Below are 24,057 nucleotides of genomic sequence, written 5' to 3' on the forward strand. Positions count from 1 at the left end.
CCCCTCAGCCGGCCAGGGCGGACTTCGCCTCGGAGAAGAACTGCCGCACGGCGTCGGCGGGCTCGGTCTTCCCCACGCCGAGGTCCGTCCCGATCCGCAGGAAGGCGGCCTCGACGGTGTCGGCGCCCGCGGGGTGCGGGGTGACCGGCCCGAAGACTCCGGCCGCCGCGGTCTTCTCCTCGTACGCGGCGATCGCCTTGTTCACCGGGTCGGTCGGCTCGAAGGCCTGGTACTGCGCCTCCGTCGCGAGGATGCCGCGGTCGTACCCCATGATCTTTCCGACCTCGGGATCGTGCACCATGAAGTTGATGAACTGCGCCACCTGCTGCGGGTACTTGGTGCGGGCCGAGGCGCTCAGCATCAGGGACGAGAGGTACTGCCCGGTCTTCTTGCCGTCGGTGGTCGGGACGGGCGCGAGCCCGTAGGTGCTGTTCCCCTCCGAGTCGTACCGTACGGAGAAGTTGTCCCAGGTGAACTCCGAGCCCGCGATGCCGTCGGAGACCGCCGACTTGGGCGCGATCTGGACGACCTTCTTGGGGTCGGCGACCAGGCCTGAGCGCACCGCGTCGTAGCCGTCGGCCCACCACTCCCGCAGGTCGGTCTCGTCGAAGCCCAGGCCCTTCTCGGTGAAGAACGCCTTGCCCTGCTGCCGCAGGTAGAGGTCGTAGAGGTACATGACGCCGAAGTAGCCGCTGTCACCGGCGCGGTGCTGGGTGTCGCGGATCTTCTTCAGCGCGGCGAAGTACTCGTCCCAGGTCCAGCCCTGCTTCGGCGTGATGCCGGCCTTCTCGAAGACCTTCTCGTCGATGACGAGGGACATCGTGTTGGAGCCGACCGGCACGCCGAGCAGCTTGCCGTCGACCTCGCCGACCTTCTCCAGGCCCGAGCGGAAGCCCGTCATCTTGAGGTTGCCCGCATCGGCCTGCTGCTTGAGGTCGAGCAGCACGCCCCGCTTGTCGTACTTCCGCAGGAAGGCGATGGCGCACTGGAACACGTCCGGCGGGTTGCCGCCGGCCGCCTGGGTCTGGAACTTCTCCCAGAACGCCACGTAGTCCTGGAAGTCGGTCTTGACCTTGATCTTGGGGTGCTTTTTCTCGAAGAGCTCGATGCTCCGGTTGATCCGCTTGGCCCGGTCGTCGGCGCCCCACCACGCGTACCGGATCGTGACGGTACCGTCCGCCGATCCCCCGCCGGTGCCGCAGCCTGCCGCCGTCAGACCGAGGGCGGCGACCGAGCCGCCCGTGATCTTGAGCAGGCTGCGCCGGTCAACTCTCCCACTGGCACGCACAGTCGTCCTCCGCCTCGTGTCGTGACCCGACACACCGCTCAGAGTTGAATCGTTAAAGAAAGCGCTTGCCGCCACAAGGTAAGGACGGATGGCGGCGGGGTCAACGGATTGGACAGAATCGGAGACGGAAGCGGGAACGGACCGGCCCCTGGGCTATGAATCGATTCATAGCCCAGGGGCCAGGAGACGCCCATGAAGGGACCGAGGCGGTACCGGCCCGTCCGGACGTCAGGCGGCTTCCGCGGCGCGGGCGGCGTCGGCCACCGCCGCGGCGACGCCGTGGCGGGTGAGCACGTCGACGAGTTCCGCGACGCGGGCGGCGAACTCCGGGTGGCCGGCCAGGTCCGCGCCGAGCAGCCCGCCGTCCAGCACGGCGTCGACGAAGGAACGGGTGCCGGACGTGCGGCCCGCGGCCCCGGCGAGCGAGACGCGCGCCGGGTCACGCATGGCGTCGGCGTGCAGCCCCGGGGTGAGGCCCGCCGGGGGCGCCACGCAGCACAGGTACGCGGCCACGGTGAGCGCGAGATGGTGCGGCATCCGCCCGGCCCGCAGATGGAAGAGGGCGGGCTCCGGCACGCGCTGACGGAGCTTCACCGAACCGTCGGAGCCGACCTGGCGGGTGCGGTGGCCCAGCGCGCTGTTGGCCCACCGCTCGAAGAGCTGCGCGATGTAGGCGTCCGCGTCGACGGCGGCGGGGACGGTCAGCGTCGGCAGGTACTCCTCGTACAGCACGTGCCGGGCCGCCTCGGCGACGTACGGCCGGGCGACCGATGCGGGGACGGTGTCCCGGCCGTCCAGCGCGCCGAGGTAGGCGATCAGCGAGTGGGTGCCGTTGAGCAGCCGGAGCTTGAGCAGTTCGTACGGCTCGACGTCGTCGGTGAAGAGCGCGCCGCCGTGCTCCCAGGCGGGGCGGCCCGCGGCGAAGCGGTCCTCCAGTACCCACATGCTGAACGGCTCGGCCGGTACCGGTACGGCGTCCCGGACGCCTAGGTGCGCGGCGACCGCTTCGCGGTAGGTGTCGGTGGTGGCCGGGACGATCCGGTCGACCATGGAGTCGGGGAACGCCACCGCGGCGTCCAGCCAGCCGGCCAGCTCGTCGCGTTCGGCGGCGGGCAGGGCGTGCGCGAACTCGCGCACGAGGCGGCCGGTCTGCGCGCCGTTGCTCACCAGGTTGTCGCAGCTCAGGACGGTGATCGGGGCGGCGTGCGCACGCTGCCGCCGCTGCAGGCCGCGGACGATCCGCCCGATGGTGGTGACCGGCGGCGCGTCGCCGCGCAGGTCCGCCTGGACGCCGGGGTGGTCCAGGTCCAGGCCGTGGGTGCGCGGCGAGTAGGTGTAGCCGTGTTCGGTGACGGTCAGCGTGAGCAGTGCGGTGGCGGGCGCCGCGATGGCGTCGAGTACCGCGTCCGGCTGCCGGTCCGCGACGAGGGTGCCGATGTGGACGGCGGGGACGGTGACCCGGGTCCGGGTGGGGGCGATCTCCACCACGGCGTACCGGTGGTCCTGTGCGCGCAGTGCGTCGGCGACGCCGGCCGAGCGGTTCGCGACGCCGAGGATGCCCCAGGGGCCGTCGCTGTGCGCGAGCGCGGCGGCCGTGTGGACGGCCTGGTGGGCGCGGTGGAAGTTGCCGAGTCCGAGGTGCACGATGCCGGTCTCGGCGGGTGTCCGGGGGTTGAGCAGGGCGCTGCGGGGGACGGTCGTGGAACCGAGGCGGGGAAGTGCGGTGCGGGTCATGTCACCAGTCCGTCATGGAGCCGTCGCGGCGCCGGGCCACGGGCAGGTAGGCGGGTTCGTAGGGGAAGCGGGCGGCGAGGGCTTCGTCGACCTCGACGCCGATGCCGGGTGCGTCGCCCGGGTGCAGGTGTCCGTCGGCGTAGCTCCAGGCGTGCCGGAAGACCTCGTGGACCTCCGGCGCGTACCCCATGTACTCCTGGATCGCGAAGTTCGGGGTGGCCAGCCCGACGTGGAGCGAGGCGCCGAGCGCGGCCGGGGAGACGTCGGACGGGCCGTGCGGGCCCAGCTGGATCTGCCAGACCTCGGCGAGTGCCGCGATCCGCCGCAGGTGGCTGATGCCGCCGGCGTGCGTGACGCAGGTCCGCACGAAGTCGATCAGCTGCTCGGTGATCAGCGTCTGGCACTCCCAGACGGTGTGGAAGACCTCGCCGATCGCCAGCGGCACCGTGGTGTGCTGCCGTACGTGGCGCAGTACTTCCTGGTTCTCGGCCGGGGTGACGTCCTCCAGCCAGTACAGACCGACGTCCTCGACGGCGCGGCCGAGGCGGGCCGCCTGGCCGGGGGAGAGGCGGTGGTGCGCGTCGTGCAGCAGCTTCAGTTCGGGGCCCACGTGGGCGCGGGCCGCCGCGAGCGCGGCGGGGGCGTGCCGCAGGTAGGCGTCGGCGTCCCAGACCTCTTCGACCGGTGCGGCGCCGCGCCCCGCGGGTTCGTATCCCGTGCCGTCCTTGCTCACTCCGTAGACGAGGTCGAGGCCGGGCACGCCGAACTGGGCGCGGACGGCACGGAAGCCGCGCTCGCGCTGCGCGTCGAGCGAGTCCAGCAGCTGCGGGACGTCCCAGCCGGTGGCGTGGGTGTAGGTGAGCACCCGGTCGCGGACCGCGCCGCCGAGCAGCTGGTAGACGGGCTGGCCGGTGGCCTTGCCCTTGATGTCCCAGAGGGCGATGTCGACGGCACCGACGGCGGTCATGGTGACCGGGCCGCGCCGCCAGTAGGCGCCGCGGTAGAGGTACTGCCAGGTGTCCTCGATGCGGGCCGGGTCGCGGCCGATGAGCAGCGGGGCGATGTGGTCCCGCAGGTAGGCGGCGACGGCGAGTTCGCGGCCGTTGAGGGTGGCGTCGGACCAGCCGACGAGGCCCTCCCGGGTGGTGATCTTGAGGATGACGTAGTTGCGTCCCGGGCTGGTGAGCACGGTCTCGACGGCGGTGATGCTGTCGACGCCGCTCACCGGACCGTGGCCCCTTCCGGCTTCCGCACTGCGCACTTCATACGGGCTCCTCGGTGTGCTTCTCGGTGTGTTTCCCGGGGTGCTTCTCGGGGTGCTTCGCAGTGCGCGTCGCGGTGTGCTTCGCGCTGCGCTGCGCGGAACCGGCGGGGGCCGGTCCCGTCGAACCGCGGACGACGAGCTGGGTGGGCAGCCGCAGCACCCGGGGCGTCTGCCGGTCGCCGGCGACGGCACGGGCCAGCAGGTCGACGCTGAGCGTCCCGGCCCGGTCCATCGGGACGGCGATGCTGGTGAGAGCCGGGTGCGCGACGGCGGCGAACGGGATGTCGTCGATGCCGACGACGCTGAGCTCCTCGGGGACGCGGACGCCCAGGGCCCGGGCGCCTGTGATCACGCCGAGCGCCATCAGGTCGTTGTGGGTGATCACCGCGGACGCGCCGGAGGCGATCACGCCGGCCGCCGCCGCGGTGCCGCCGGCCACGGTCTCGGACTGCCGGCCCAGCAGCTCGACCTCCAGGCCGACGCGTGCGGCCTGCGCGCGGACGAGTTCCGCCCGCCGGGCGCTGGACCAGGAGTGCCGGGTGCCCGGGACGTGGGCGAGCCGCCGGTGGCCGAGCGCCGCGAGGTGCTCGACGGCCTGCCGCAGGCCGTCCTCCGCCTCGGCGAGCACGCAGTCCGTCCCGGTGGTCTCGCGGTTGACCAGGACGGCCGGAGTACGGCCGCACAGCGTGAGCACCTCGTCGGCGGGCAGCCGCGGCGAGCACACCACCAGGCCGTCGGCCTGGTCACGCAGGCGGGTCAGCAGCGCCCGCTCGCGGTCCGGATCGAAGTCGGTGTCGGCGAGGACGACCGTCTGCCGCTGCGGCACGCGCGCGTTCTGGGCCGCCTTGACGAACGCGCCGAAGACCGGGTTGGCGATGTCCGGTACGACCACCGCGACGGTGGTGTCCGCGCGCCCGGCGGACGCCTCGGACGCCCGGGGCGCGGCCGGCCGGTACCCCAGCTCCTGTGCGGCGGCCAGCACCTTGCGCAAGGTCTCCGGGCGCAGCCGGCCGGGATCGCTGAACGCCCGGGACGCCGTGGACAGGGCCACTTCGGCGTGGCGGGCGACGTCGGTCAGGGTCGGAGACATCGGAGACATGGCTGCCTTGCTCGCGGGGACGGCCGGACGGGGCACCGCCGACGCGTGATCATGTCAGCAGGCGTTGCGCAAACTTGTCAATGCTTGCCGAAGGTTTGCCGAACCGCTTGCCGACGGCCGGTCGCAAGAGAACCGGTCCCCGCCGCCGCCCCGATATTCACTGTCGCCGACCGCCGCGGCACCGATAGGACTCCTTCATGGACTCTTCTTCCTCCGACGCCTCCGCCGCGTTCCCCCGCCAATTCGCCCGCACCCGCCGCTTCTCCCTCGGCCGGCCACGGAACTTCACCCTCTCCCCCGACGGACAGCGCGTCCTGTTCACCCGTACCGGCAGCGGCCGGGACCCGGTGGGCAGGCTCTGGCAGCTGGCGGACGGCCGCGAACAGCTGCTGGCCGATCCGGCGGCGCTCGTGGGCAGCGGCGAGGAGGTGCCGGAGGAGGAGCGGCTGCGCCGGGAACGGGCCCGCGAACGCTCCTCCGGTGTCGTGGCGTACGCGACGGACACCGCGGCGCGCCTCGCGGTCTTCGCGCTCGGCGGCGCACTGTGGGCGGTACGCACGGACGGCGGGGCGCCCTTCCCGGTACCGGCAGCGGGTCCCGTGGTCGACCCGCGCCCCTCCCCCGGCGGGCGGCACATCGCCTACGTGACGGGCCGCTCGCTGCACGTCGTGACGGTGCCGGACGGCCCCGCCGGTACGGACGCCGGGTACCGGGACCGGCAACTGGCCGCCCCCGAGGGCCCCGAGATCAGCTACGGGCTCCCCGAGTACAGCGCGGCGGAGTCCATGGGACGGCCGCGCGGCCACTGGTGGGCGCCGGACGGCGCGCGGCTGCTCGTCGCGCGCGTGGACACCACGCCGGTGCAGCTGCGCTGGATCAGCGACCCGGCCCACCCGGACCGGCCGCCGCGCGCCGTCCGCTACCCCGTGGCGGGCACGGCCAACGCCGACGTGAGCCTGTGGGTGTACGGGCTGGACGGCAGCCGCACGGAAGTGGCGTGGGACCGGGCCGCGTTCGAGTACCTGGCCACCGTCGGCTGGGACGCGCACGGGCCGCTCATAGGGGTGCAGTGCCGGGACCAGCGGACGCTGCACACACTCGCCGTCGACCCGGACACCGGAGCCACCTCGCTCCTCGACGAACGGACCGACCCCGCCTGGGTGGAGCTGGTACCCGGCACGCCCGCCAGGACCGCCTCCGGCGCGCTGGTGATCACCCGTGACACGGCGGACACCCGGCACCTCACGGTCGGCGGCGAGGTGGTCACGCCCGCCGGCCTCCAGGTGCACCAGGTGCTCGGCACGGAGGGCGAGCGCGTCTACTTCACCGCCTGCGACGACCCCGTGGAGACCCACGTGTGGTGCCACGACCCGGAGGAGGACGGTCCGGTACGGCTGAGCGACGGGCCGGGCACCCACAGCGCCGTGGTCCGCGGGGGCACGGCCGTCCTCCACGGGCTGACGCCGGAGGGGCCGTACGCCGAGGTCCGCCGACTGCCGTGGACGGCCTCCCCGGCCGGCGGGCCGCCCGCCGCCACCGTCCTCACCTGCCTCACTGAGCCCCCGGCCGTCACCCCGCGACCACGCCATCTCCTGCTCGGCGAGCGGGAGTTGCGCGCCGCACTGTACCTCCCGTCCTGGTACCAGCCGGGCACGGGCCCGCTGCCCGTCCTGCTCGACTCGTACGGCGGGCCCGGCATGCGGCTGGCGGTCGCCGCCCGTGACTGGACGGCCTGTGTTTCGCAGTGGTTCGCCGAACAGGGCTTCGCCGTGCTGGTCGCCGACGGGCGCGGTACACCGGGCCGCGGCCCCGCGTGGGAGAAGGAGATCCACGGCGACCAGCTGACACCGGCCCTGGAGGACCAGGTGGCCGCACTGCACGCGGCCGCCGCACAGATCCCGGACCTCGATCTGGCCCGGGTGGCCATCCGCGGCTGGTCCTTCGGCGGCTTCCTGGCCGCCGCCTCGGTGCTGCTTCGCCCGGACGTCTTCCACGCGGCGGTGGCGGGCGCGGCACCGACCGACCAGCGGCTGTACGACACGTACTGGAAGGAGCGTTTCCTCGGCCACCCCGACAAGGAGCCGCAGAACTACGACCGGTCCTCGCTGACCGGCCGCGGCCATCTGCTGCGCCGCCCGCTGATGCTGATCCACGGCCTCGCGGACGACAACGTCGCACCCGCCAACATGCTGCGCTTCTCGGCCGAACTGCTCGCCGCGGGCCGGCCGCACACGGTCCTGCCGCTGTCCGGCGCGACCCACGCCCCCGCCGACGACCGGGTGAACGAGAACCTCCTCCTCTTCCAGCGCGACTTCCTCCTGGACGCCCTCGGCACCGGCGCGGGCCCGGCACCCGGCGCGCGTACCGCCTGCGGCGGCCGCGGGTGACCGCCTGGGACGAGCGGGCGTACGCGGTGCGCGCCGGGTCTGGCCGGAACACCGCCGGAACCCGGCCGCCCGGTCGGGCGTCCGTACCCCCCGCTTGAGCGGCGGTCGCGCACCCTGAGAAGGTGCGGCGCGTGGAACTGCGCCATCTCTCAGGGTTCGTGGCCGTCGCCGAGGAACTGCACTTCGGCCGGGCCGCGGAACGCCTGCACATCGCCCAGTCCCCGCTCAGCCAGCAGATCCGGCTGCTGGAGCGGGACCTGGGCGCCACCCTCTTCGACCGCACCACCCGCTCGGTGCGGCTGACCGCGGCCGGCCAGGCCCTGCTGGAGCCGGCCCGCAGCCTCCTCGCCGACGCCTCCGCCGCACGCCGCACGGTGCAGGCGGTCAGCCTCGGCGAGGCGGGCCGGGTCACCGTGGGGTACGCGGACGCCGGCAGTTACGCGGCGCTGCCCCCGCTGACCCGCGCGGTCACCTCCGAATTCCCCGGCATCGAGCTGTCCTTGCAGGGCCAGGTCCACTCCGGCGAGGCGCTCGGCCGGATCACCGACGGCACCCTGGACCTCGGCTTCGTCGCGCTCCCCGTACGCCGCGGTCTCCTCTCCCGCGTCGTCCGCGTCGAACGGCTGATCGTGGCGCTGCCGGACTCCCACCGCCTGGCCGCGCGCGAGGTGGTCGACATCGCCGAGCTGGCGCAGGAGCACTTCGTGTCCTTCCCCGCGGCGCGCGGCTCGGCGGTGCGCGACGCGACGGTGCACGCCTGCCACGGCGCGGGCTTCTCGCCCCGCGTCATCCAGGAGGCGCCGGACTCCTACCACCTCCTCGGCCTGGTCGGCGCCGGGGTGGGCGTCGCGCTCGTCGTCGAGTCGGCGCGCCACATCCGCCTGGAACATGTGGCCTTCCGTCCGCTGTCCGGCGAGGTGGCCCCGCTGCCGATCGCCCTCGCCTGGCGCGCGGACGACGAATCAGCGGCCCTGCGCAATGTGCTGAAGGTCGCGGAACGGGTGCTGCCGACGCCGGACGAGTACGTGCCGTAGGCGCCCGGGGCCGCGCGCCTGCTGGTGGCGGAGCCGGTCCGCCGGTACGCCGTCACCACCCGTCGTCGCGGTACCACCCGTCGTCGCGGCACCACCCGTCGTCGCGGTACCACCCGTCGTCGCGATACCACCCTTACGGCCGAGCCGCTGAACGCCGGAGGCTCCCGGTGCGTATGGAAACTTCACAAGGGCGAAGGGACACCCGCGCGGGACCGGTGCGCAGCACCGGTCCCAGGACCCGTCCCGGCCCCGACCGGGGCCGGGCCTGTGGAGGCACCATGAGTTCACCCACACCGGAACGTGCCGGCAGCACCCGGCGCACGGTCGTCGCCGCGGCCGGCGCCGCCGGACTGACCGCGGCGCTCGCCGCGTGCGGGGGCGGCGGAGGCGGCGGAGGCGGAGCCGGCGGGGCCGGCGGGGCCGGAAAGCCGCTGGCCAAGACGTCGGAGATCCCCACCGGCGGGGGCAGGGTGTTCAAGGCGCAGAAGGTCGTGGTGACCCAGCCCGCCAAGGGTGAGTTCAAGGGGTTCTCGGCGGTCTGCGTGCACGCGGGCTGCGTCGTGGGCGACGTCAGCGACGGCACGATCAACTGCCCGTGTCACGGGAGCAAGTTCGCCATCGCGGACGGCAGCGTACGGCACGGCCCGGCCACCAGGAGCCTGCCGGTGAAGCACCTGAAGGTCGAGGGCGGCGAGATCGAACTGGCCTGACCGGGCGGACCGGCCCACCACCCTGCTCACGCTCCCTGACGCGCCCGCTTCCAGCAGGTGAGCACCGCGTCCGTGGAGGTGACGGTGGCGACGAGGGCAAGGGTGTTGCGCACCATCGCCGGGGTGTACTCCGCGGGCACCCCGGCGATGGCGTCGGCCGGTACCACCGCGGTGTAACCGAGGTCGACCGCGTCGAAGACCGCGTTCGGTATCGCCACGTTCGCCGAGACCCCGACGATCACGAGGTTGCGGACGCCGAGGTTGCGCAGCAGCGCGTCCACCTCCGTACCGGCGATCGGCGACAGCCCGTGCAGCCGGCGCACGACCAGGTCCTCCTCGGACACCGGTACCGGGTCGGCGATCCGTACCGCGGCCGACCCGGTGAGCTGCTGTACGGGCAGCTGTCCGGTGGCGCGGAACAGCCGGGCGTTGCGACTGGCGCCGCGGCCGTCGGGCCGGCGCTCGGCGACCGCGTGCAGCACCTGGACACCGGCCTCGTGCGCGGCGGCGGTCAGCCGGGCCACCTCGGCGAGCGCACCGGAGGCACGGGCCGCCTCGGCCAGCTCGGGCAGCGCGCTGTCCGGGCCGACGACGCCGTTCTGGCACTCGACGGTGAGCAGCGCGGTGGTCGCGGGGGCGAGCTGCTCGACGAGCTGGGCGGCCTGCGTGCCCGGGGTGTCCGTGGTGTTCGTGGCCATGGGTACCTCCTGGAAGCCGGTGCCGCTGGGGGCTGGGCAAGGCATGCGAACGCAGGGGTGTCCATTGCGTCCGCGGGGCGGAGGGCTCATGATTCCTGACACCCGATCAGGTGACCAGGGAGCGGCCGGGCGCACGGACCACGGCCGACCACGGAAGACCACGGAAGACCAGGGAAGACCAGGGAAGAGACTGCGGAAGACCACGGAAGGGGTGGCTGCGGATGGCGACAGCGGCGGCAGGCCAGCGCAGAGGACGCCGGATCATGATGAGCCCGGAGGAGCTGGACGCCTTCCTCACCCGGCAGCGGACCTGCCGGATCGCCACGGTCGGCCCGGACGGCGCGCCGCACGTCGGCGCACTGTGGTTCGTGTGGGACGGCACGTCGCTGTGGCTGTACTCCCTCACGCGCAGCAAGCGCTGGGCGCAGCTCGTGAAGAACCCACGGGTGGCGGTCGTGGTCGACGACGGCCATGAGTACGGCGAGCTGCGCGGCGCGGAACTGTCGGGCAGCGTGACGTTCGTCGGCGAGGCACCGCGCCACGGCGAGTCCTGCCCGGAACTGGTCGGCCCCGAACGGCTCTTCGCGGCGAAGTACTTCGGCATGGAGACCATGCCGCACGACGGCCGGCACGCCTGGCTGCGGCTCACACCGGACGCGGTGGCGTCCTGGGACTTCCGCAAGATCCCGAGGTGAGGGCCGCCCCTCCGAGACCGGGCGCCGGCTGCAGGAGGCGACGCACGCCGACCTCCCTCCTGCCCTACCCTTCCTGCCCTTCCTGCCCGTCCTGCCCGTCCTGCCCGTCCTTCCCCTCCTTCCCCTCCTCCTCGTCCTCCGGTGTCCAGGTCAGCAGCCGGACCTCGGCGACCGTACGGAGGTGCCGGCGCATGGCCGACGCCGCGGTCCTCGGGTCGCCCTCCCGGATGGCTTCCAGGATCCGCCGGTGCTGAGCGAGCGATCGCTTGGGGCGGCCGGGCTGGCGCAGCGATTCGTTACGGCTCTCGGTGATCTGCTCCGCGATGGACCGCATGAAGTCGGCGAGCAGCGCGCTGTGCGCGGCGGCGGTGACGGCGGCGTGGAAGCGGCGGTCGCCCTCGACGCCGGGACCGCCGTCCGCGACCTCCGCCGCCATGTGGGCGAGGGCGTCGTCGAGCGCGTCGAGATCGGCGTCCGTACGGCGGCGGGCGGCCAGTTCGGCGAGCTTGGTCTCCATGGCCTCGCGCGCCTCCAGTACGTCCGGCAGCCGACGGCGGCGCTCGACCAGCCGCTCGACCGGCTCGGCGGCGTCCAGGGTGTCGCGCACCAGATAGGTGCCGCCGCCGTGCCGGACCTCGACCAGGCCCTGTACTTCCAGCACCACGACGGCCTGCTTCACCGATGCCCGGCTGACCCCGAGCCGCTGAGCCAGTTCGCGCTCCGGCGGCAGGCGGTCGCCCGCGCCGAGCCCGCCTTCGGCGGCGTACTGGCGCAGCCGCTCGACCACCTGCTCGTAGAGCCGTGGCCTGGTCATCGGCCGCAGTGCCTCGGACATCCGGTCGCCCCCTCGTTTCGCCCCTGGTGCCAAGAGTATTGACGCACCTCGCTGCTGGCCATCAAAGTGGCTCAGCCAATTGGCCACTGGGCCAGTGCACCGCAGAGGGTGCGCCTGCCCGGCGCGCCACTTGGTGCCGCGTCCGCACGGGCCACGTGGTGTGCGCGGTGTGGGCGGTGTGCGTGGTGTGGGCGGTGTGCGTGGCGTGCGCGGCGTGCGCGGTGTGCGCGGTGTGCGCGGTCCCACGTGATCGGCGCGAGGCGCGTTGCCCATGTCTTCTGTCTTCAGATCCGCAACGAACGGAGCCGCAGATGTCGCCCGAAGTGATCTCGATCCTCGTGCTCGCTGTGGTCTTCGTGCTGGCCACCACCCGGTCCGTCAACATGGGCGCGCTGGCGTTCGCCGCCGCCTTCGGCGTGGGCACACTGGTCGCCGGGATGGACGCCGACGAGATCTTCGCCGGCTTCCCGGGCGACCTGTTCGTCGTCCTGGTCGGCGTGACATACCTCTTCGCGATCGCCCGCGCCAACGGCACCACCGACTGGCTGGTGCACGCCTCGGTACGCCTGGTCGGCGGCCGGGTCGCACTGATCCCGTGGGTGATGTTCGCGGTCACCGGCGCGCTCACCGCGATCGGCGCGGTCAGCCCGGCGGCGGTGGCGATCGTCGCCCCGCTCGCGCTCGGCTTCGCGGCGCGGTACCGCATCAGTCCGCTGCTCATGGGCGCCTTGGTGGTGCACGGCGCGCAGGCCGGCGGCTTCTCGCCGATCAGCATCTACGGATCGACCGTCAACGGCATCGTCGCCCGCGAGGACCTCCCCGGCAGCCCGCTCGCCCTCTTCGCCGCCAGCCTGGTCGCCAACCTCGTCATCGCGGCGGTCCTGTTCGTCGTCCTCGGCGGCCTGAAACTCCCCCGGACGAGTGACGCGAACCGTACCGGAGGCACCACCGCCACGGGTGCCGGCAGTCGGACGAGAGACACCACGCTCGCAGGTGACGGAAACCACGCGGGCAGCCCCACGCTCGCGGGTGACCACGACCGCGGCGAAAGCACAACGCCTACGGGCGTCGGCACCCGTACGAGTGGTGTCACCTCACCCGGAACCGCGGCCGACGCCCTCCCCCTCACCGCGCCCCGTATCGCGACCCTCCTCGCCCTGCTGGCCCTGGTCGTGGCGGTGCTCGTGCTGGACCTGGACGCCGGTCTGACGGCGATCACCCTCGCCGTCGCCCTCAGTGCCGTACGGCCGCAGGACAGCAAGGCCGCCGTATCGGAGATCACCTGGCCCACCGTGCTGCTGATCTGCGGCGTCCTCACCTATGTCGGCGTCCTGGACGAGATGGGCACCATCGAGTGGGCGGGCCACGCCGTAGGCGGGATCGGCATCCCGCTGCTGGCCGCGCTGCTGCTGTGTTACATCGGCGCGCTGGTCTCCGCGTTCGCCTCCTCCGTCGGCATCATCGGGGCGCTGATCCCGCTGGCCGTACCGTTCCTGGCACAGGGTTCGATCGGTGCCGTGGGGATGATCGCGGCGCTCGCGGTCTCCGCCACCGTGGTCGACGTGAGCCCGTTCTCGACGAACGGCGCACTGGTGCTGGCGAACGCCAAGAATGTCGACCGGGACGGTTTCTTCCGGCAGTTGATGGTGTACGGAGCCCTCGTGGTCGCGGTCGTACCGGCACTGGCCTGGCTGGCCCTGGTGGTACCGGGCTTCGGCTGAGCCGGCCGCTGCCGGTCGACACCGGTGGACGCCGGCGGGCTCGGGTGGGCTGCGGCGGTCGGCATCGGTGGACGCCGGCGGTCGTCTACGTCTGTAGTGGTCATCCCTGGTCATCGTCCCCGGGTCTTCCGGGCAGAGATCCACGTGCCCCGGGTTCCAAGGGCCCCGGGACTTCGGGTTCCCCGGGTTCCAAGGGCCCCGGGACTTCGGGTTCCCCGAGTTCCAAGGGCCTTGGGAACTCAGGGTCCCCGGGCTTCAAGGGCCCCGGGACCTCGGGGTCCCCGGGCTCCCTGGGGGCCTCCGGTATCCAGCAATGGGTACGCACACAGCAAGAGAACGAAGGAGTATCGGTGAACGAGCTTTTCCCGGCGTTGCGTACGGCGTCATCCCGTACCGCACTGCGCTTCCAGGACCGCGCGCTGACCTACGGGGAGCTCGCCGCGGCCGCCGGCACGCTCGCGGAGCGGATCGGTGCCGAGCGGCGGGTCGCGGTCTGGGCGACACCCACCCTGGAGACGTCGGTCGCGGTGGTCGCGGCGCTGCTCGCGGGAGTGCCGGCCGTACCGGTCAACCCCAAGATCGGCGAGAGCGAGCTGGCACACATCGTGTCCGACAGCGCGCCCACCCTCGTCCTGGCCGAACCGGACGCCGAACTCCCCGGCCCCCTGGCCACGATGACCCGTATCGACATCGACCCGTACGAGGGAATCGAGGGCGGCGCAACGGCCGAGACTGCGATCGAGGCGCACGCGACGGCTCAGGCGAGTACGACAGCTGGGGCGAGCACGACGCCTGCGGCGGACACGGCGGTCGAGCTGCCGCCGGAGCCGGGCGCCGAGGCCCCCGCAGTGATCGTTTACACCTCCGGTACGACGGGCCGCCCCAAGGGCGTGGTCATCCCCCGCCGCGCCATCGCCGCCACACTCGACGCGCTGGCGGAGGCATGGCAGTGGACCGCGGACGACGTGCTCGTACACGGCCTGCCGCTGTTCCACGTCCACGGTCTGATCCTGGGCATCCTCGGACCGCTGCGCCGCGGCGGCACCGTGCACCACCTCGGCCGCTTCTCCACCGAGGGCGTGGCGCGCGAACTGGCCGGCGCGGGCACGATGCTGTTCGGCGTGCCGACGATGTACCACCGGCTGGCCGCCGAGGCGGGCTCCGACCCGGCGCTCGCCAAGGCGCTGGGCGGTGCGCGGCTGCTGGTCTCCGGTTCGGCCGCGCTGCCGCTCACGGACCACCAGAAGATCACGGCGGCGACCGGCGCACGGGTCGTCGAGCGGTACGGCATGACCGAGACCCTGATGAACACCGCCGTCCGCGCCGACGACACCTCAGCGCCCGGAACGGTCGGCGTACCGCTGCCCGGCGTACAGGCGCGGCTGGTCGACGAGTCCGGCACGGTCATCGGGGCGAGTGACGGCGAGACGGTCGGCGAGATCCAGGTCCGCGGCCCGAACCTCTTCGTCGAGTACCTGAACCGGCCGGACGCGACGGCCGAGGCGTTCGACGGCGGGTGGTTCCGTACGGGCGACATGGCCACCCGGGATGCGGCCGGGCGGTACCGGATCGTCGGGCGCAAGGCCACCGACCTGATCAAGAGCGGCGGCTACAAGATCGGCGCGGGCGAGATCGAGAACGCGCTGCTGGAGCACCCCGGCGTCGCGGAGGCCGCGGTCACGGGCGAGCCGGACGAGGACCTCGGCGAGCGGATCGTGGCGTGGATCGTCCCCGCGCCGGACGAGAACGGCGGCGCCGCACCGTCGGCCCAGGAACTCATCGACCACGTCGCCGCCCAGCTGGCGCCGCACAAGCGCCCCCGCGTCGTCCACTTCCTCGACGCCCTGCCGCGCAACGACATGGGCAAGATCCTCAAGCGGGGCCTCCATGCGTGACCACGCGGACGACGCGGACGACGCCGACACCAGCGGTACGGCTTCGCCCTCCGGCAGCGGCCCGCCCACGAACGACGGGTCCCCGCCCGGAACGCCTCCGGACGAGCCCCGGCTCTCCGCGCGAGAGGTACTCGCCCGCGTAACGGACGAGGGCACCTTCCGCCCACTCCCGGGCTCGGAACCGGGCTCGGAACCGGGCTCAGAACCGGGCTCGGAACCGGGCTCAGAAGCGACGGTGGCCGCAGGGGCGGCAGCGGCGACAGGGGAGACAGGGGAGACAGCCGTGACCGTCCCGGTGGGGGCGGACGAGACGGGTGAGACGGATGAGACGGGTGAGACGGACGACGGCCCCCTCCACTGGGACGGTTACGGCGCCGCGCGGGCACGCGCCGCGGAGTCGACCGGCGAACGCGAGTCCGTCGTCTGCGGTACCGCCGACTTCGGCGGTACCCCCGCCGTAGTGATCTCCTTCGAGTTCCGCTACCTCGGCGGCTCCCTGGGCCGGCGCACCGGCGACCGCCTGGAAGCCGCGTACACCAGGGCCCGCGCACTCCGTCTTCCCGTCGTCTCCCTGATCGCCACCGGCGGCAGCCGCATGCAGGAGGGCATGCTCGCCCTCACCCAGCTGCAGCGCATCGCCGGGCAGTCCGCGCTCACCCGCGCCGCCGGCCTGCCGCAGGTCGCCGTCCTGCGCGACCCGACGACCGGTGGCGGGTGGGCAACCCTCGGCGCGGGTGCGGACGTCGTCCTCGCGCTGCCGGGCGCACAGGTCGGCTTCGCCGGTTCCCGCGTACGGCCCGCCGACGCCGATCCGGCCGCGTACACCGCCGAAGGCCAGCTGGCCACCGGGCATGTCGACGCGGTCGTCCCGCCCGAGCGGCTGCGCGGCACGCTCGCCCGCTGGCTGAGGTTACTGACGACCACGGACGAGGAGGCGGCCCCCGTACCGGCCGCCCAGGGCGCGGACGACCTGCCGGAATCGGGCTGGAACGCGGTGCGGCGGACCCGCGCTCCCGCACGCCCTCGCGCCGAGGCGTACCTGGCCACGTACTTCGACTGGCGCGAGGAGCTCAGCGGCGACCGCTGCGGGGGCGTGGACGGCGGCATGCGCTGCGGGTTCGGCCACCGGGCCGGCCGCACGGTCGCGTACGCGGCACAGTGCGGTACGGCCACCCGCCCGGCCGGCTTCCGTACGGCGGCCCGGCTCGTACGCCTCGCCGACCGGCTCGGCATCCCGGTCCTGACGCTGGTGGACACTCCGGGCGCGGCCAACGACGCGGCGGCCGAACGGGCCGGTGCCGGTGCCGCCATCGCGGACCTCTTCACCGCGATGGCCGCCGCCCGCACGCCGCTGACCTCGCTGCTCATCGGCGAGGGCGGCTCGGGCGGAGCGCTCGCGCTGGCCGCGCCGGGCCGCCTGTGGGCGACCCCGGACAGCTACTTCTCCGTCATCGCCCCCGAACTGGCCACCGCCATCCTCAAACGCACCCCCGCCGACGTCCCCCGCACCGCCGACCAACTCCGTCTCCGCCCCCAGGACCTGATGTCCCTGGGCCTCATCCGAGGCATCGTCCCAGCCAACTGAACGCCCCTCTTTCCCTTTCCCCTCCCCACGACGCGGCACCGGCCCACCGACCACCACGCCCCGGCGCCGCTCGCAGGGGAGGGAGGGAGAGGGCCCGACCGGCAGGGTCACTCCTCCAGCGCTCGTCCCACCTGACGCAACACCGCGACCGCCGCGCGGATCGACGGGCGGCGGTCCGCGTCCGCGCGCCAGATCGCGTAGACATGCCGCCGCATCGGATGGCGTACGGGAACCACCCTGACGCCCTCCGGCACCGGGCCCCGCCCCAGCCGCGGCGCCACCGCCACACCGAGGCCCCTCGCGATCAGCGCCAGCTGCGTACCGTGCTCCTCCGCCATGTGCGCGATCCGCGGTTCGATCCCTTTGCTGCGCAGCGTGAACATCAGCCAGTCATGGCAGAACTCCCCCTGCGGCCACGAGATCCACGCATCGTCCGCGAAGTCCTCCAGCTCCACCGTCCGCCGCCCCGCCAACTGATGGTCCGATGGCATGGCGACATCCGCCGGGTCGTCCAGCAGCGGCGCCTTCGCCAGCCCCTCGGGCATCGACAACGGCCGGTTGTACCAGTCCAGTACGACGCCCACGTCGATGTCGCCACGCACCACCGCCCGCACGGAGTCCCCCGGCTCCATCTCCCACAGCCGCGCCCTCAGCTGCGGGTGATCGACGACCAGCGCGGCAAGGGCATCGGGGAACAGCCCACGCGCCGCCGTGGGGAACGCCCCCATCCGCAGCTCCCCCACCGCCTGCCCGCGGTGTGCCTCCAGCTCGGCCTCGGCCAGTTCGACCTGCGAGAGGATGCGCGCCGCGTGGTCGGCGAGCAGCCGGCCCGCGTCGGTCAGCCGTACGCCCCGCCCGTTCTTGGCCAGCAGCTGCTGCCCTGTTTCCCGCTCCAGCTTGGCCAGTTGCTGCGAGACGGCCGAGGTGGTGACGTGCAGCCCTTCGGCCGCCGCGCTCACCGAACCGTGCCGCGCCACGGCGCTGAGCGTCCGCAGCCGCTCCAGGTTCAACATATAAGCAATGCTAAGCGATACTGCCCACGAAATCTCACTTGTGCTACGCGATAATCGCACGCGATCGTTGACGCCATGAGCACCGCCGCCGCCTCCTCTTCCTCGTCCCGCCCCGCCTCCACGCCACCCGCCACCACACCCACCACCCATACCTCTACCTCTGCCCCTGCCTCTGCCTCTGCCTCTGCCTCTGCCTCTGCCTCTGCCTCTGCCTCAGGGTCACTTCGCCCGAGCGGAAGCGACACCACGAACGCACCCCGCTCCCCCGTCGACTGGCGCATCCGCTTCGCCGTACTGGCACTGATCTGGGGATTCAGCTTCCTGTTCATCAAGGTCGGCACCCACGGATACGCCCCGCTGCAGGTCACGCTCGGCCGGATGATCTTCGGCACGGCCGTACTGGCCGCCGTACTCGTGGCCAAGCGCGAGCGCCTGCCCCGCGGCACACGCACCTGGGCTCACCTCGCGGTGGCTGCCCTCTTCCTCAATGCCCTGCCGTTCTCCCTCTTCGCGTACTCCGAGCTGACCATCCCCTCCACCCTGGCCGGCATCTGCAACGCCACCTCCCCGCTGTGGGGCATGGCCCTGTCCGTCGTGGCACTGTCCGAGGACCGCCCCACCCGCCGCCGCGTCGCGGGGCTGGGCCTCGGCTTCCTCGGCGTACTGACCGTCCTCGGGGCCTGGCAGGGCTTCTCCGGCACGGACCCGCGGGGAACGCTCATGGCGCTGGGCGCCTCGCTCTGCTACCCGATCGGCTGGATCTACGTCCGCCGCACCCTCGCGGGCAGCAAGAACTCCAGCCTCTCCATGTCCAGCGCCCAGCTGCTCCTGGCCACGGTGCAACTCGCCGTCGTGACCCCGCTCTTCACCACCCTCCCGTCTTCGTTCCCCCTCGTCCCCCTGTTGGCCGTCGTCGCCCTCGGCGCCCTCGGCACCGGTTTCGCCTTCCTCCTCCAGTACGGTCTGGTGGCCGAGGTCGGCCCCACCACCGCGCAGATGGTCACGTACTTCGTCCCGGTCATCGCCACCGCCGCCGGCGTCGCCCTCCTGGGCGAACACCTCAGCTGGAACACTCCCGTCGGCGCGCTGATCGTCCTGGCCGGCGCCGCCCTGACCCAAACCCGCCCCCGTTCCCGCTCTTGACCGAACCGCAAGACCAGCCCACCCCGGCCTCGCCGGTCGCGCCCCGCCGCGACGGCCGCATCCCGCCGGGCCGGCCGCATCCCGCCGGGCCGGCCGCACCCCACCGCGTCGACCTCCCCACCCGGCCTCGTCGGTCCGCCCCGCCACGACGGCCGCATCCCGCCTCGTGGCCTCTCCACCCCTCCGCGTCGGCCGCACCCCTCCGCAGACCCGCCGCGCTGCCGCGCTGCCGCGCAGCGGTCAGCCGTAGCGGCGGGCCTCTCCCGGCCGGCAGGCCGCGGCCACGGCGGTGGCGAGTGGCTCGATGTCCTCGCGGGAGAGGTTGGACACCGTGATGCGTATGCCGGGTGGGGAGTCCATACGGAACCGGGCTCCGGGCGCCACCGCCCAGCCGGCGTGCAGCAGCCGCGACACGGCGCCCGTCTCCTCAGGAACCGGCACCCAGACGTTCATCCCGCTCCGGCCCTGCGCCTCGACACCCCGCTCGGCCAGCGCCCGTATCAGGTCGTCGCGGCGTCGCCCGTACGACTTCGCGACCTTGCTCGGGTCCACGGCTTCGGTCCGCCAGAGGTGGATCACCGCGTCCTGCAGGAGGTGGCTGACCCAGCCGGGGCCCAGTCGCTGCCGTCCGCTCACCCGGTCCACCGTGACGGTGTCGCCGGTGAGGACCGCCAGCCGCAGGTCCGGACCGTACGCCTTGGCCGTCGACCGGACGAGCACCCAGTGGTCGGTCACCCCCGCCAGCGGATGCAGCGGGGCCTCGACGATGTGGTGGCCGTGGTCGTCCTCGACCAGCAGCACGGTCGGATTGTCGGCCAGCAGCGATCGCAACTCCTCGGCGCGCGACGCGCTCACCGCCGCTCCGGTCGGATTCTGCGCCCGGTCGGTGACGATCGCCGCCCGCACGCCCAGCGCCAGCGCGCGCTCCAACTCCGTCGGCAGTGGCCCCTCCTCGTCCACTCCCACCGGAACGGGGCGGAGCCCCAGCGCCGGGATGAGGTCCAGCAGGCTCCCCCAGCCCGGGTCCTCGACCGCCACCGCATCACCGGGCCGCAAGTGCGCGGCGAGGACACGCTCGATGGCGTCGAGCGAGCCGGAGGTGACGGCGACCGGGCCGGCCGGGACCCCGTCGGCGTCGAAAGCGGCCCGCGCCCGGCCCGCCAGCTCCTCGTCCATCAGCGGCGCGCCGTACAGCGTCGGCCGGGCGGTGGCGCGATCGGCCGCCGCGGCGAGCGCCGGCCCGAGCTCCGGGAGCAGTCGGGGGTCGGGGTTGCCGTCGGACACGTCGCGCACACCCGGCGGCACGTCGACCCGCAGCGCCTCACGCGGCGTACTGGTCGGCCGGGACCGCACGCGAGTGCCGCGCCGCCCCGCGGTTTCGACCACTCCGCGGTCACGCAGTGTCCGATAGGCGGACGCGACCGTATTCGGATTCACCTCTAGATAGACGGCCAACTCCCGCATGGGCGGCAGGACTTCGCCGGGTAGGAGCTCGCCCGCACCGATGGCTCGCTCGACGCTGGCGGCAATATCCGATGCGCGCCGCCCTTCGATCCGATACTCTCCTAGCACAAACTTGATTATGCACTAGTGCAATGGAGTTCGCAAGATGCCTCAGCCCGTTTCTCCCACAACGACCGAAGCCGGTGCCGAGTCCCCCGCCGCCGCCTACGCCCCGAGCGAGCGCACGGTTCCGACCCGGTCCGCCGATCGCGCCGCCTACGACCACGACACCGTCCACGCCATCCTCGACTCCGGCTACCTCTGCCACCTGGGCTTCGTGCGCGACGGCGCCCCGGTCGTGCTCCCCACCCTCTACGGCAGGGTCGGCAGCCGCCTCTACCTCCACGGCTCCACCGGCTCGCGGCCGCTGCGGATGGCCGGCGGGACGGACCCGGGCCTGGCGGTGTGCGTGACCGTCACCCACGTCGACGGCCTGGTCCTCGCCCGCTCCGCCTTCCACCACTCCATCAACTACCGCAGCGTCGTGGTCCACGGCACCGCCTACCAGGTCACCGACCCGGAGGAGAAGAACGCCGCGCTCGACGCGCTGGTGGACCACGTCCTGCCCGGCCGCGCCGCCGACTCCCGCCCCGGTAACGCCAAGGAGCTGGCCGCCACGGCCGTCATCCGGCTCGATCTGACGGAGGTCTCCGCCAAGATCCGTACCGGCGGACCGAACGACGAGCCCGAGGACCTCTCACTCCCCCACTGGACCGGCGTCGTCCCGGTGACGCCCACGTACGGCACGCCCGTACCGTCCGACGACCTGGCCCCCGGCATCGCCGTGCCCGCCTACATCCAGAACCTCTGAGGCCCGTCATGCTCATCCACCCCTGGGAGGCGCCGTCCGACGACACCGAGTGGCAGAGCTGGCTGGCCGGACACGACTTCGGCCAGCTCGCGGGCAACGGCCTGGCAGGCGATCCGCCCTGGGTGCAGCCGCTGCACTTCGCGTACGACGCGGACAGACACGAGGCCGTCACCCACTTCGCCCGCCCGAACCCACTGTGGCGCGCGCTGGAGGCCGACCCGTCCGTACTCCTCAGCGTCGTCGACGACTACACCTTCATACCCGGCCCCTGGCAGGCCGCGGAGGGCACGCCGCCCGAGCACGGCGTACCCACGAGCTTCTACGCCGCGGTCCAGCTCCGCTGCACAGCCCATGTCGTGGACGACCCGGAGGAGAAGGCCGAGCTGCTGCGACGCCAGATGGCGCACTTCCAGCCCGAGGGCGGCTCGGCACCGGTCACCGCCGACGGCCCACCGTACGGGCGCATGCTGTCGGGCATCCGTGCGCTGCGCCTTGAGGTGACGGAGGCCCGCGCCAAGTTCAAGTACGCCGGAAAGAAGAGCAGGGAGGTGCAGGAACGCATCGCCCGCCGACTGGCCGAGCGCGACGGCCCCGGAGACGCAGCGGCCCGCTCCCACCAGTTGCGCCGCATGCCGCCCGTCCGGACCTGACGCGAAACCGCGGCAGGCGGGACGGACATGACGACGCAGGCTCGGTGGACATGGCGGTGCCGGCCCGGCGGCCGAAACACACGCCCGCCGGGGCCGAAGGGGGCGACTGCCGTAGCTGAGCTGCGGCGCCCGCCGCCGTCGCCCTACGTTCCGGTGGAGCCGGCCGGCAACGCGGATTCCGTGTGCGTCCCGTCCCCGTGCTGCGACGCCACGTCCCGAGGTGCCTTGGGCGTACTGGACTGCGCGATGAACGCGCCGATCAGTACCACCGCGCCGCCGATGATCTGCGGCGCGGACAGGTGCTCGCCGAGCAGCACCCAGGCCAGTACGGTCGCGATCACCGCCTCGAGACACGCGACGACGCCCGCGACCTGAGGGGACAGCCGGCGGATGGAGATCACACCGGTGAGGTAGGCGAGCACCGTCGCCATCAGCACGAGCCAGGCGAGGAGCAGCACGGCGGGGACGGCCGTACCGTTCATGTCCGCGCTGCCGCCGAGCACCGACCAGTCCATGTGCCAGGGGCGCGCGACCAGGGTCAGCAGAAGAGCGCCGAAGAGCAGTCCGTACGCGATCACGCCGAGCGGGTGGGTGGCTTCCTCGTCGTCGCCACCGTGGTCGGAGAGGACGAAGTACCCCACCTGGCAGCAGGCCGCACCCAGCGCGAGCGCCAGCCCGAACACGTCGAAGCTCAGCCCGGCCCACACCTCGACGACGCAGGCGAGGCCGCCGACGGCGAGGACGGCCCCGACGGCCGCGGCGCGGCTGACGGGCCGACGCTGGACGAACCGCACCCAGCCCAGGACCAGCGCAGGTGCGAGGTACTCGATGAGCAGCGCGACACCGACCGGAATGCGGGACAGCGCGGCGAAGTAGCAGGCCTGGACGCCCGCGACGGCGAGCAGCCCGAAGCCCGCGAGCAACGCGGGGCGGCGGAGCAGCAGAGCACGATGACGCCAGGCGACGGGCAGCATGACGAGCGCGGCGCCGGCGCTCCGCAACCACGTGACGTGCAGAGGTTCCAGGCCAGCAGCGATCAGCGGTTTCGCGACCACGCCCGATCCGCCGAAGGCCAACGCCGACAGGAGGGCAAGTCCGAGACCGAAGCCTCTCGCCCGGCCACTCTGGCTCGATTGCGTCCCCGAAGTCGCGTGCATCGGGACATCATGGCAGGGGAGGTCAGCAGCGTCATTACCGAGACCCCTGTCGCGGCACGGAACTGTGTGCGGCAGGAGTGCCATACCCATCGGCGTACTCCGCTCAATTCCCGTGGCAACCGAGGCATACCGCCGATCACGGAGCGCCGGCAGCGTCAGGGGCCGACTTCACGGAGCCGACGCCAGAGGGCCTCAGGGCAATCAGAGGAATCAGGAATCAGGGGAATCAGGGACGATAGAGCGCGGAGCTACAACTCGTCCGCCACCACGTCCTGGGTCTGCAGGTCGAGTCGCGCCGCGAGCAGCGACGTGTCGACAGCGGCACGACGCAGCACCTCGACGGCGCGGCACTCGGAGTCGTCGACGAGTGCGGCCAGGAGATCGAGGCACTCGGCGCGTACGGCGTAACGAGCGTGCGCACGGTCCAGCGCGCCGTCCATGGCGGCCGCCGCGGCCGGCGACCAGCCCGGAACTCCGCCCTCGGCCACCACCGGCACGGCGCCCGAGTCCTCGACGGTGCCGTGCCACTGCAGTCCGTAACCGATGCTGCGCTGGACGAGATAGCCGAGAAGCCGTGCGGTCTTGCCGCCTTCGGGATCGACCACCTCACGTACGGCGGGATCGGATTCGAGCAGACCGTGCAGGAGGTGGGCGGTGTCCACCTGCCGGTCGCCGTCGCGCGTGGCCCGCCTGCGGGCAGCTGAGAGCACCGACGCGAGCTCGACAGTCAGACAGGCGTCGAGATCCTCCGGGGACGGACCCGCTCCGCTGTTGTACGCAGTACGGTTTTGCACGTAACCCACCCCACCAGCCTCTTGCTACCGGAACATCCCCG

20 protein-coding genes are annotated in these 24,057 nt (G+C 72.9%); 10 read left to right on the forward strand and 10 right to left on the reverse strand.

The features are described 5' to 3' along the window. Positions 1–4: 4 nt before the first annotated feature. The 4 genes from AAC944_RS05715 to AAC944_RS05730 all read right to left on the reverse strand — a co-directional run bounded on the left by AAC944_RS05715 (position 5) and on the right by AAC944_RS05730 (position 5,385). Positions 5–1,288, reverse strand: coding sequence for an extracellular solute-binding protein (locus AAC944_RS05715; RefSeq protein WP_030611177.1), 1,284 nt, complete (start codon positions 1,286–1,288; stop codon positions 5–7). A 228-nt stretch (positions 1,289–1,516) separates the two neighbouring features. Beyond that, on the reverse strand, positions 1,517–3,022 hold the full coding sequence (locus AAC944_RS05720) for a mannitol dehydrogenase family protein (protein ID WP_037771699.1): 1,506 nt from the start codon (positions 3,020–3,022) through the stop codon (positions 1,517–1,519). Position 3,023: 1 nt separating this feature from the next. Then, positions 3,024–4,247, reverse strand: coding sequence for a D-mannonate dehydratase ManD (gene manD / locus AAC944_RS05725; protein WP_030611172.1), 1,224 nt, complete (start codon positions 4,245–4,247; stop codon positions 3,024–3,026). Between the two features lie 37 nt (positions 4,248–4,284). Further along, a complete protein-coding gene (locus AAC944_RS05730; protein WP_368396915.1) occupies positions 4,285–5,385 on the reverse strand; it encodes a LacI family DNA-binding transcriptional regulator in 1,101 nt (366 codons plus the stop codon). Between the two features lie 197 nt (positions 5,386–5,582). Between AAC944_RS05730 and AAC944_RS05735 the strand changes: the two genes are divergently transcribed. The 3 genes from AAC944_RS05735 (at position 5,583) to AAC944_RS05745 (ending at position 9,516) form a co-directional block, all read left to right on the forward strand. Then, entirely contained in the window at positions 5,583–7,772 is a 2,190-nt protein-coding gene (locus AAC944_RS05735) for a S9 family peptidase (protein ID WP_051871542.1), read from the forward strand. Positions 7,773–7,903: 131 nt separating this feature from the next. Then, entirely contained in the window at positions 7,904–8,806 is a 903-nt protein-coding gene (locus AAC944_RS05740) for a LysR family transcriptional regulator (RefSeq protein WP_030611163.1), read from the forward strand. A 278-nt stretch (positions 8,807–9,084) separates the two neighbouring features. Next, on the forward strand, positions 9,085–9,516 hold the full coding sequence (locus AAC944_RS05745; RefSeq protein WP_030611160.1) for a Rieske (2Fe-2S) protein: 432 nt from the start codon (positions 9,085–9,087) through the stop codon (positions 9,514–9,516). 26 nt (positions 9,517–9,542) lie between these two features. Here the strand turns inward: AAC944_RS05745 and AAC944_RS05750 are convergent, their stop codons facing one another. Next, the gene (locus AAC944_RS05750) at positions 9,543–10,214 is read right to left on the reverse strand and encodes a cysteine hydrolase family protein (protein ID WP_030611157.1); all 672 of its coding nucleotides are present in this window, start codon (positions 10,212–10,214) and stop codon (positions 9,543–9,545) included. Positions 10,215–10,477: 263 nt separating this feature from the next. On the opposite strand from AAC944_RS05750, the gene AAC944_RS05755 reads away from it, so the two are divergent. Continuing rightward, positions 10,478–10,909, forward strand: coding sequence for a pyridoxamine 5'-phosphate oxidase family protein (locus AAC944_RS05755; RefSeq protein WP_368396918.1), 432 nt, complete (start codon positions 10,478–10,480; stop codon positions 10,907–10,909). A 64-nt stretch (positions 10,910–10,973) separates the two neighbouring features. Here the strand turns inward: AAC944_RS05755 and AAC944_RS05760 are convergent, their stop codons facing one another. After that, positions 10,974–11,744: a FadR/GntR family transcriptional regulator gene (locus AAC944_RS05760; RefSeq protein WP_051871541.1), complete on the reverse strand. Its 771-nt coding sequence runs from the start codon at positions 11,742–11,744 to the stop codon at positions 10,974–10,976. A gap of 311 nt (positions 11,745–12,055) precedes the next feature. Between AAC944_RS05760 and AAC944_RS05765 the strand changes: the two genes are divergently transcribed. From AAC944_RS05765 to AAC944_RS05775, 3 genes are all read left to right on the forward strand, one after another. After that, a complete protein-coding gene (locus AAC944_RS05765) occupies positions 12,056–13,465 on the forward strand; it encodes an SLC13 family permease (RefSeq protein WP_030611148.1) in 1,410 nt (469 codons plus the stop codon). 350 nt (positions 13,466–13,815) lie between these two features. Beyond that, on the forward strand, positions 13,816–15,360 hold the full coding sequence (locus AAC944_RS05770; protein ID WP_030611145.1) for an acyl-CoA synthetase: 1,545 nt from the start codon (positions 13,816–13,818) through the stop codon (positions 15,358–15,360). A gap of 283 nt (positions 15,361–15,643) precedes the next feature. After that, a complete protein-coding gene (locus AAC944_RS05775; RefSeq protein WP_051871540.1) occupies positions 15,644–16,945 on the forward strand; it encodes a carboxyl transferase domain-containing protein in 1,302 nt (433 codons plus the stop codon). Positions 16,946–17,052: 107 nt separating this feature from the next. On the opposite strand, the gene AAC944_RS05780 is transcribed toward AAC944_RS05775, so the two are convergent. Next, positions 17,053–17,958: a LysR family transcriptional regulator gene (locus AAC944_RS05780; protein ID WP_030611140.1), complete on the reverse strand. Its 906-nt coding sequence runs from the start codon at positions 17,956–17,958 to the stop codon at positions 17,053–17,055. A 75-nt stretch (positions 17,959–18,033) separates the two neighbouring features. Here AAC944_RS05780 and AAC944_RS05785 point away from each other — a divergent pair, with 75 nt between their 5' ends. Next, a complete protein-coding gene (locus tag AAC944_RS05785; RefSeq protein WP_030611138.1) occupies positions 18,034–19,101 on the forward strand; it encodes a DMT family transporter in 1,068 nt (355 codons plus the stop codon). 240 nt (positions 19,102–19,341) lie between these two features. Here the strand turns inward: AAC944_RS05785 and AAC944_RS05790 are convergent, their stop codons facing one another. Further along, positions 19,342–20,673, reverse strand: a complete 1,332-nt coding sequence (locus tag AAC944_RS05790) for an aminotransferase class I/II-fold pyridoxal phosphate-dependent enzyme (protein WP_030611134.1) — start codon at positions 20,671–20,673, stop codon at positions 19,342–19,344. Positions 20,674–20,710: 37 nt separating this feature from the next. On the opposite strand from AAC944_RS05790, the gene AAC944_RS05795 reads away from it, so the two are divergent. Then, positions 20,711–21,415: a pyridoxamine 5'-phosphate oxidase family protein gene (locus AAC944_RS05795; RefSeq protein WP_037771697.1), complete on the forward strand. Its 705-nt coding sequence runs from the start codon at positions 20,711–20,713 to the stop codon at positions 21,413–21,415. A gap of 8 nt (positions 21,416–21,423) precedes the next feature. Further along, complete coding sequence (locus tag AAC944_RS05800; protein WP_030611128.1) at positions 21,424–22,065, forward strand: FMN-binding negative transcriptional regulator; 642 nt, start codon at positions 21,424–21,426, stop codon at positions 22,063–22,065. A gap of 143 nt (positions 22,066–22,208) precedes the next feature. On the opposite strand, the gene AAC944_RS05805 is transcribed toward AAC944_RS05800, so the two are convergent. Both AAC944_RS05805 and AAC944_RS05810 read right to left on the reverse strand, forming a co-directional pair. Continuing rightward, complete coding sequence (locus tag AAC944_RS05805) at positions 22,209–23,222, reverse strand: EamA family transporter (protein ID WP_078888408.1); 1,014 nt, start codon at positions 23,220–23,222, stop codon at positions 22,209–22,211. 248 nt (positions 23,223–23,470) lie between these two features. Further along, entirely contained in the window at positions 23,471–24,016 is a 546-nt protein-coding gene (locus AAC944_RS05810; protein ID WP_030611123.1) for a Clp protease N-terminal domain-containing protein, read from the reverse strand. Positions 24,017–24,057: the final 41 nt, after the last annotated feature.

The sequence above is a fragment of the Streptomyces sclerotialus genome (assembly GCF_040907265.1).
Lineage (GTDB): Bacteria > Actinomycetota > Actinomycetes > Streptomycetales > Streptomycetaceae > Streptomyces > Streptomyces sclerotialus.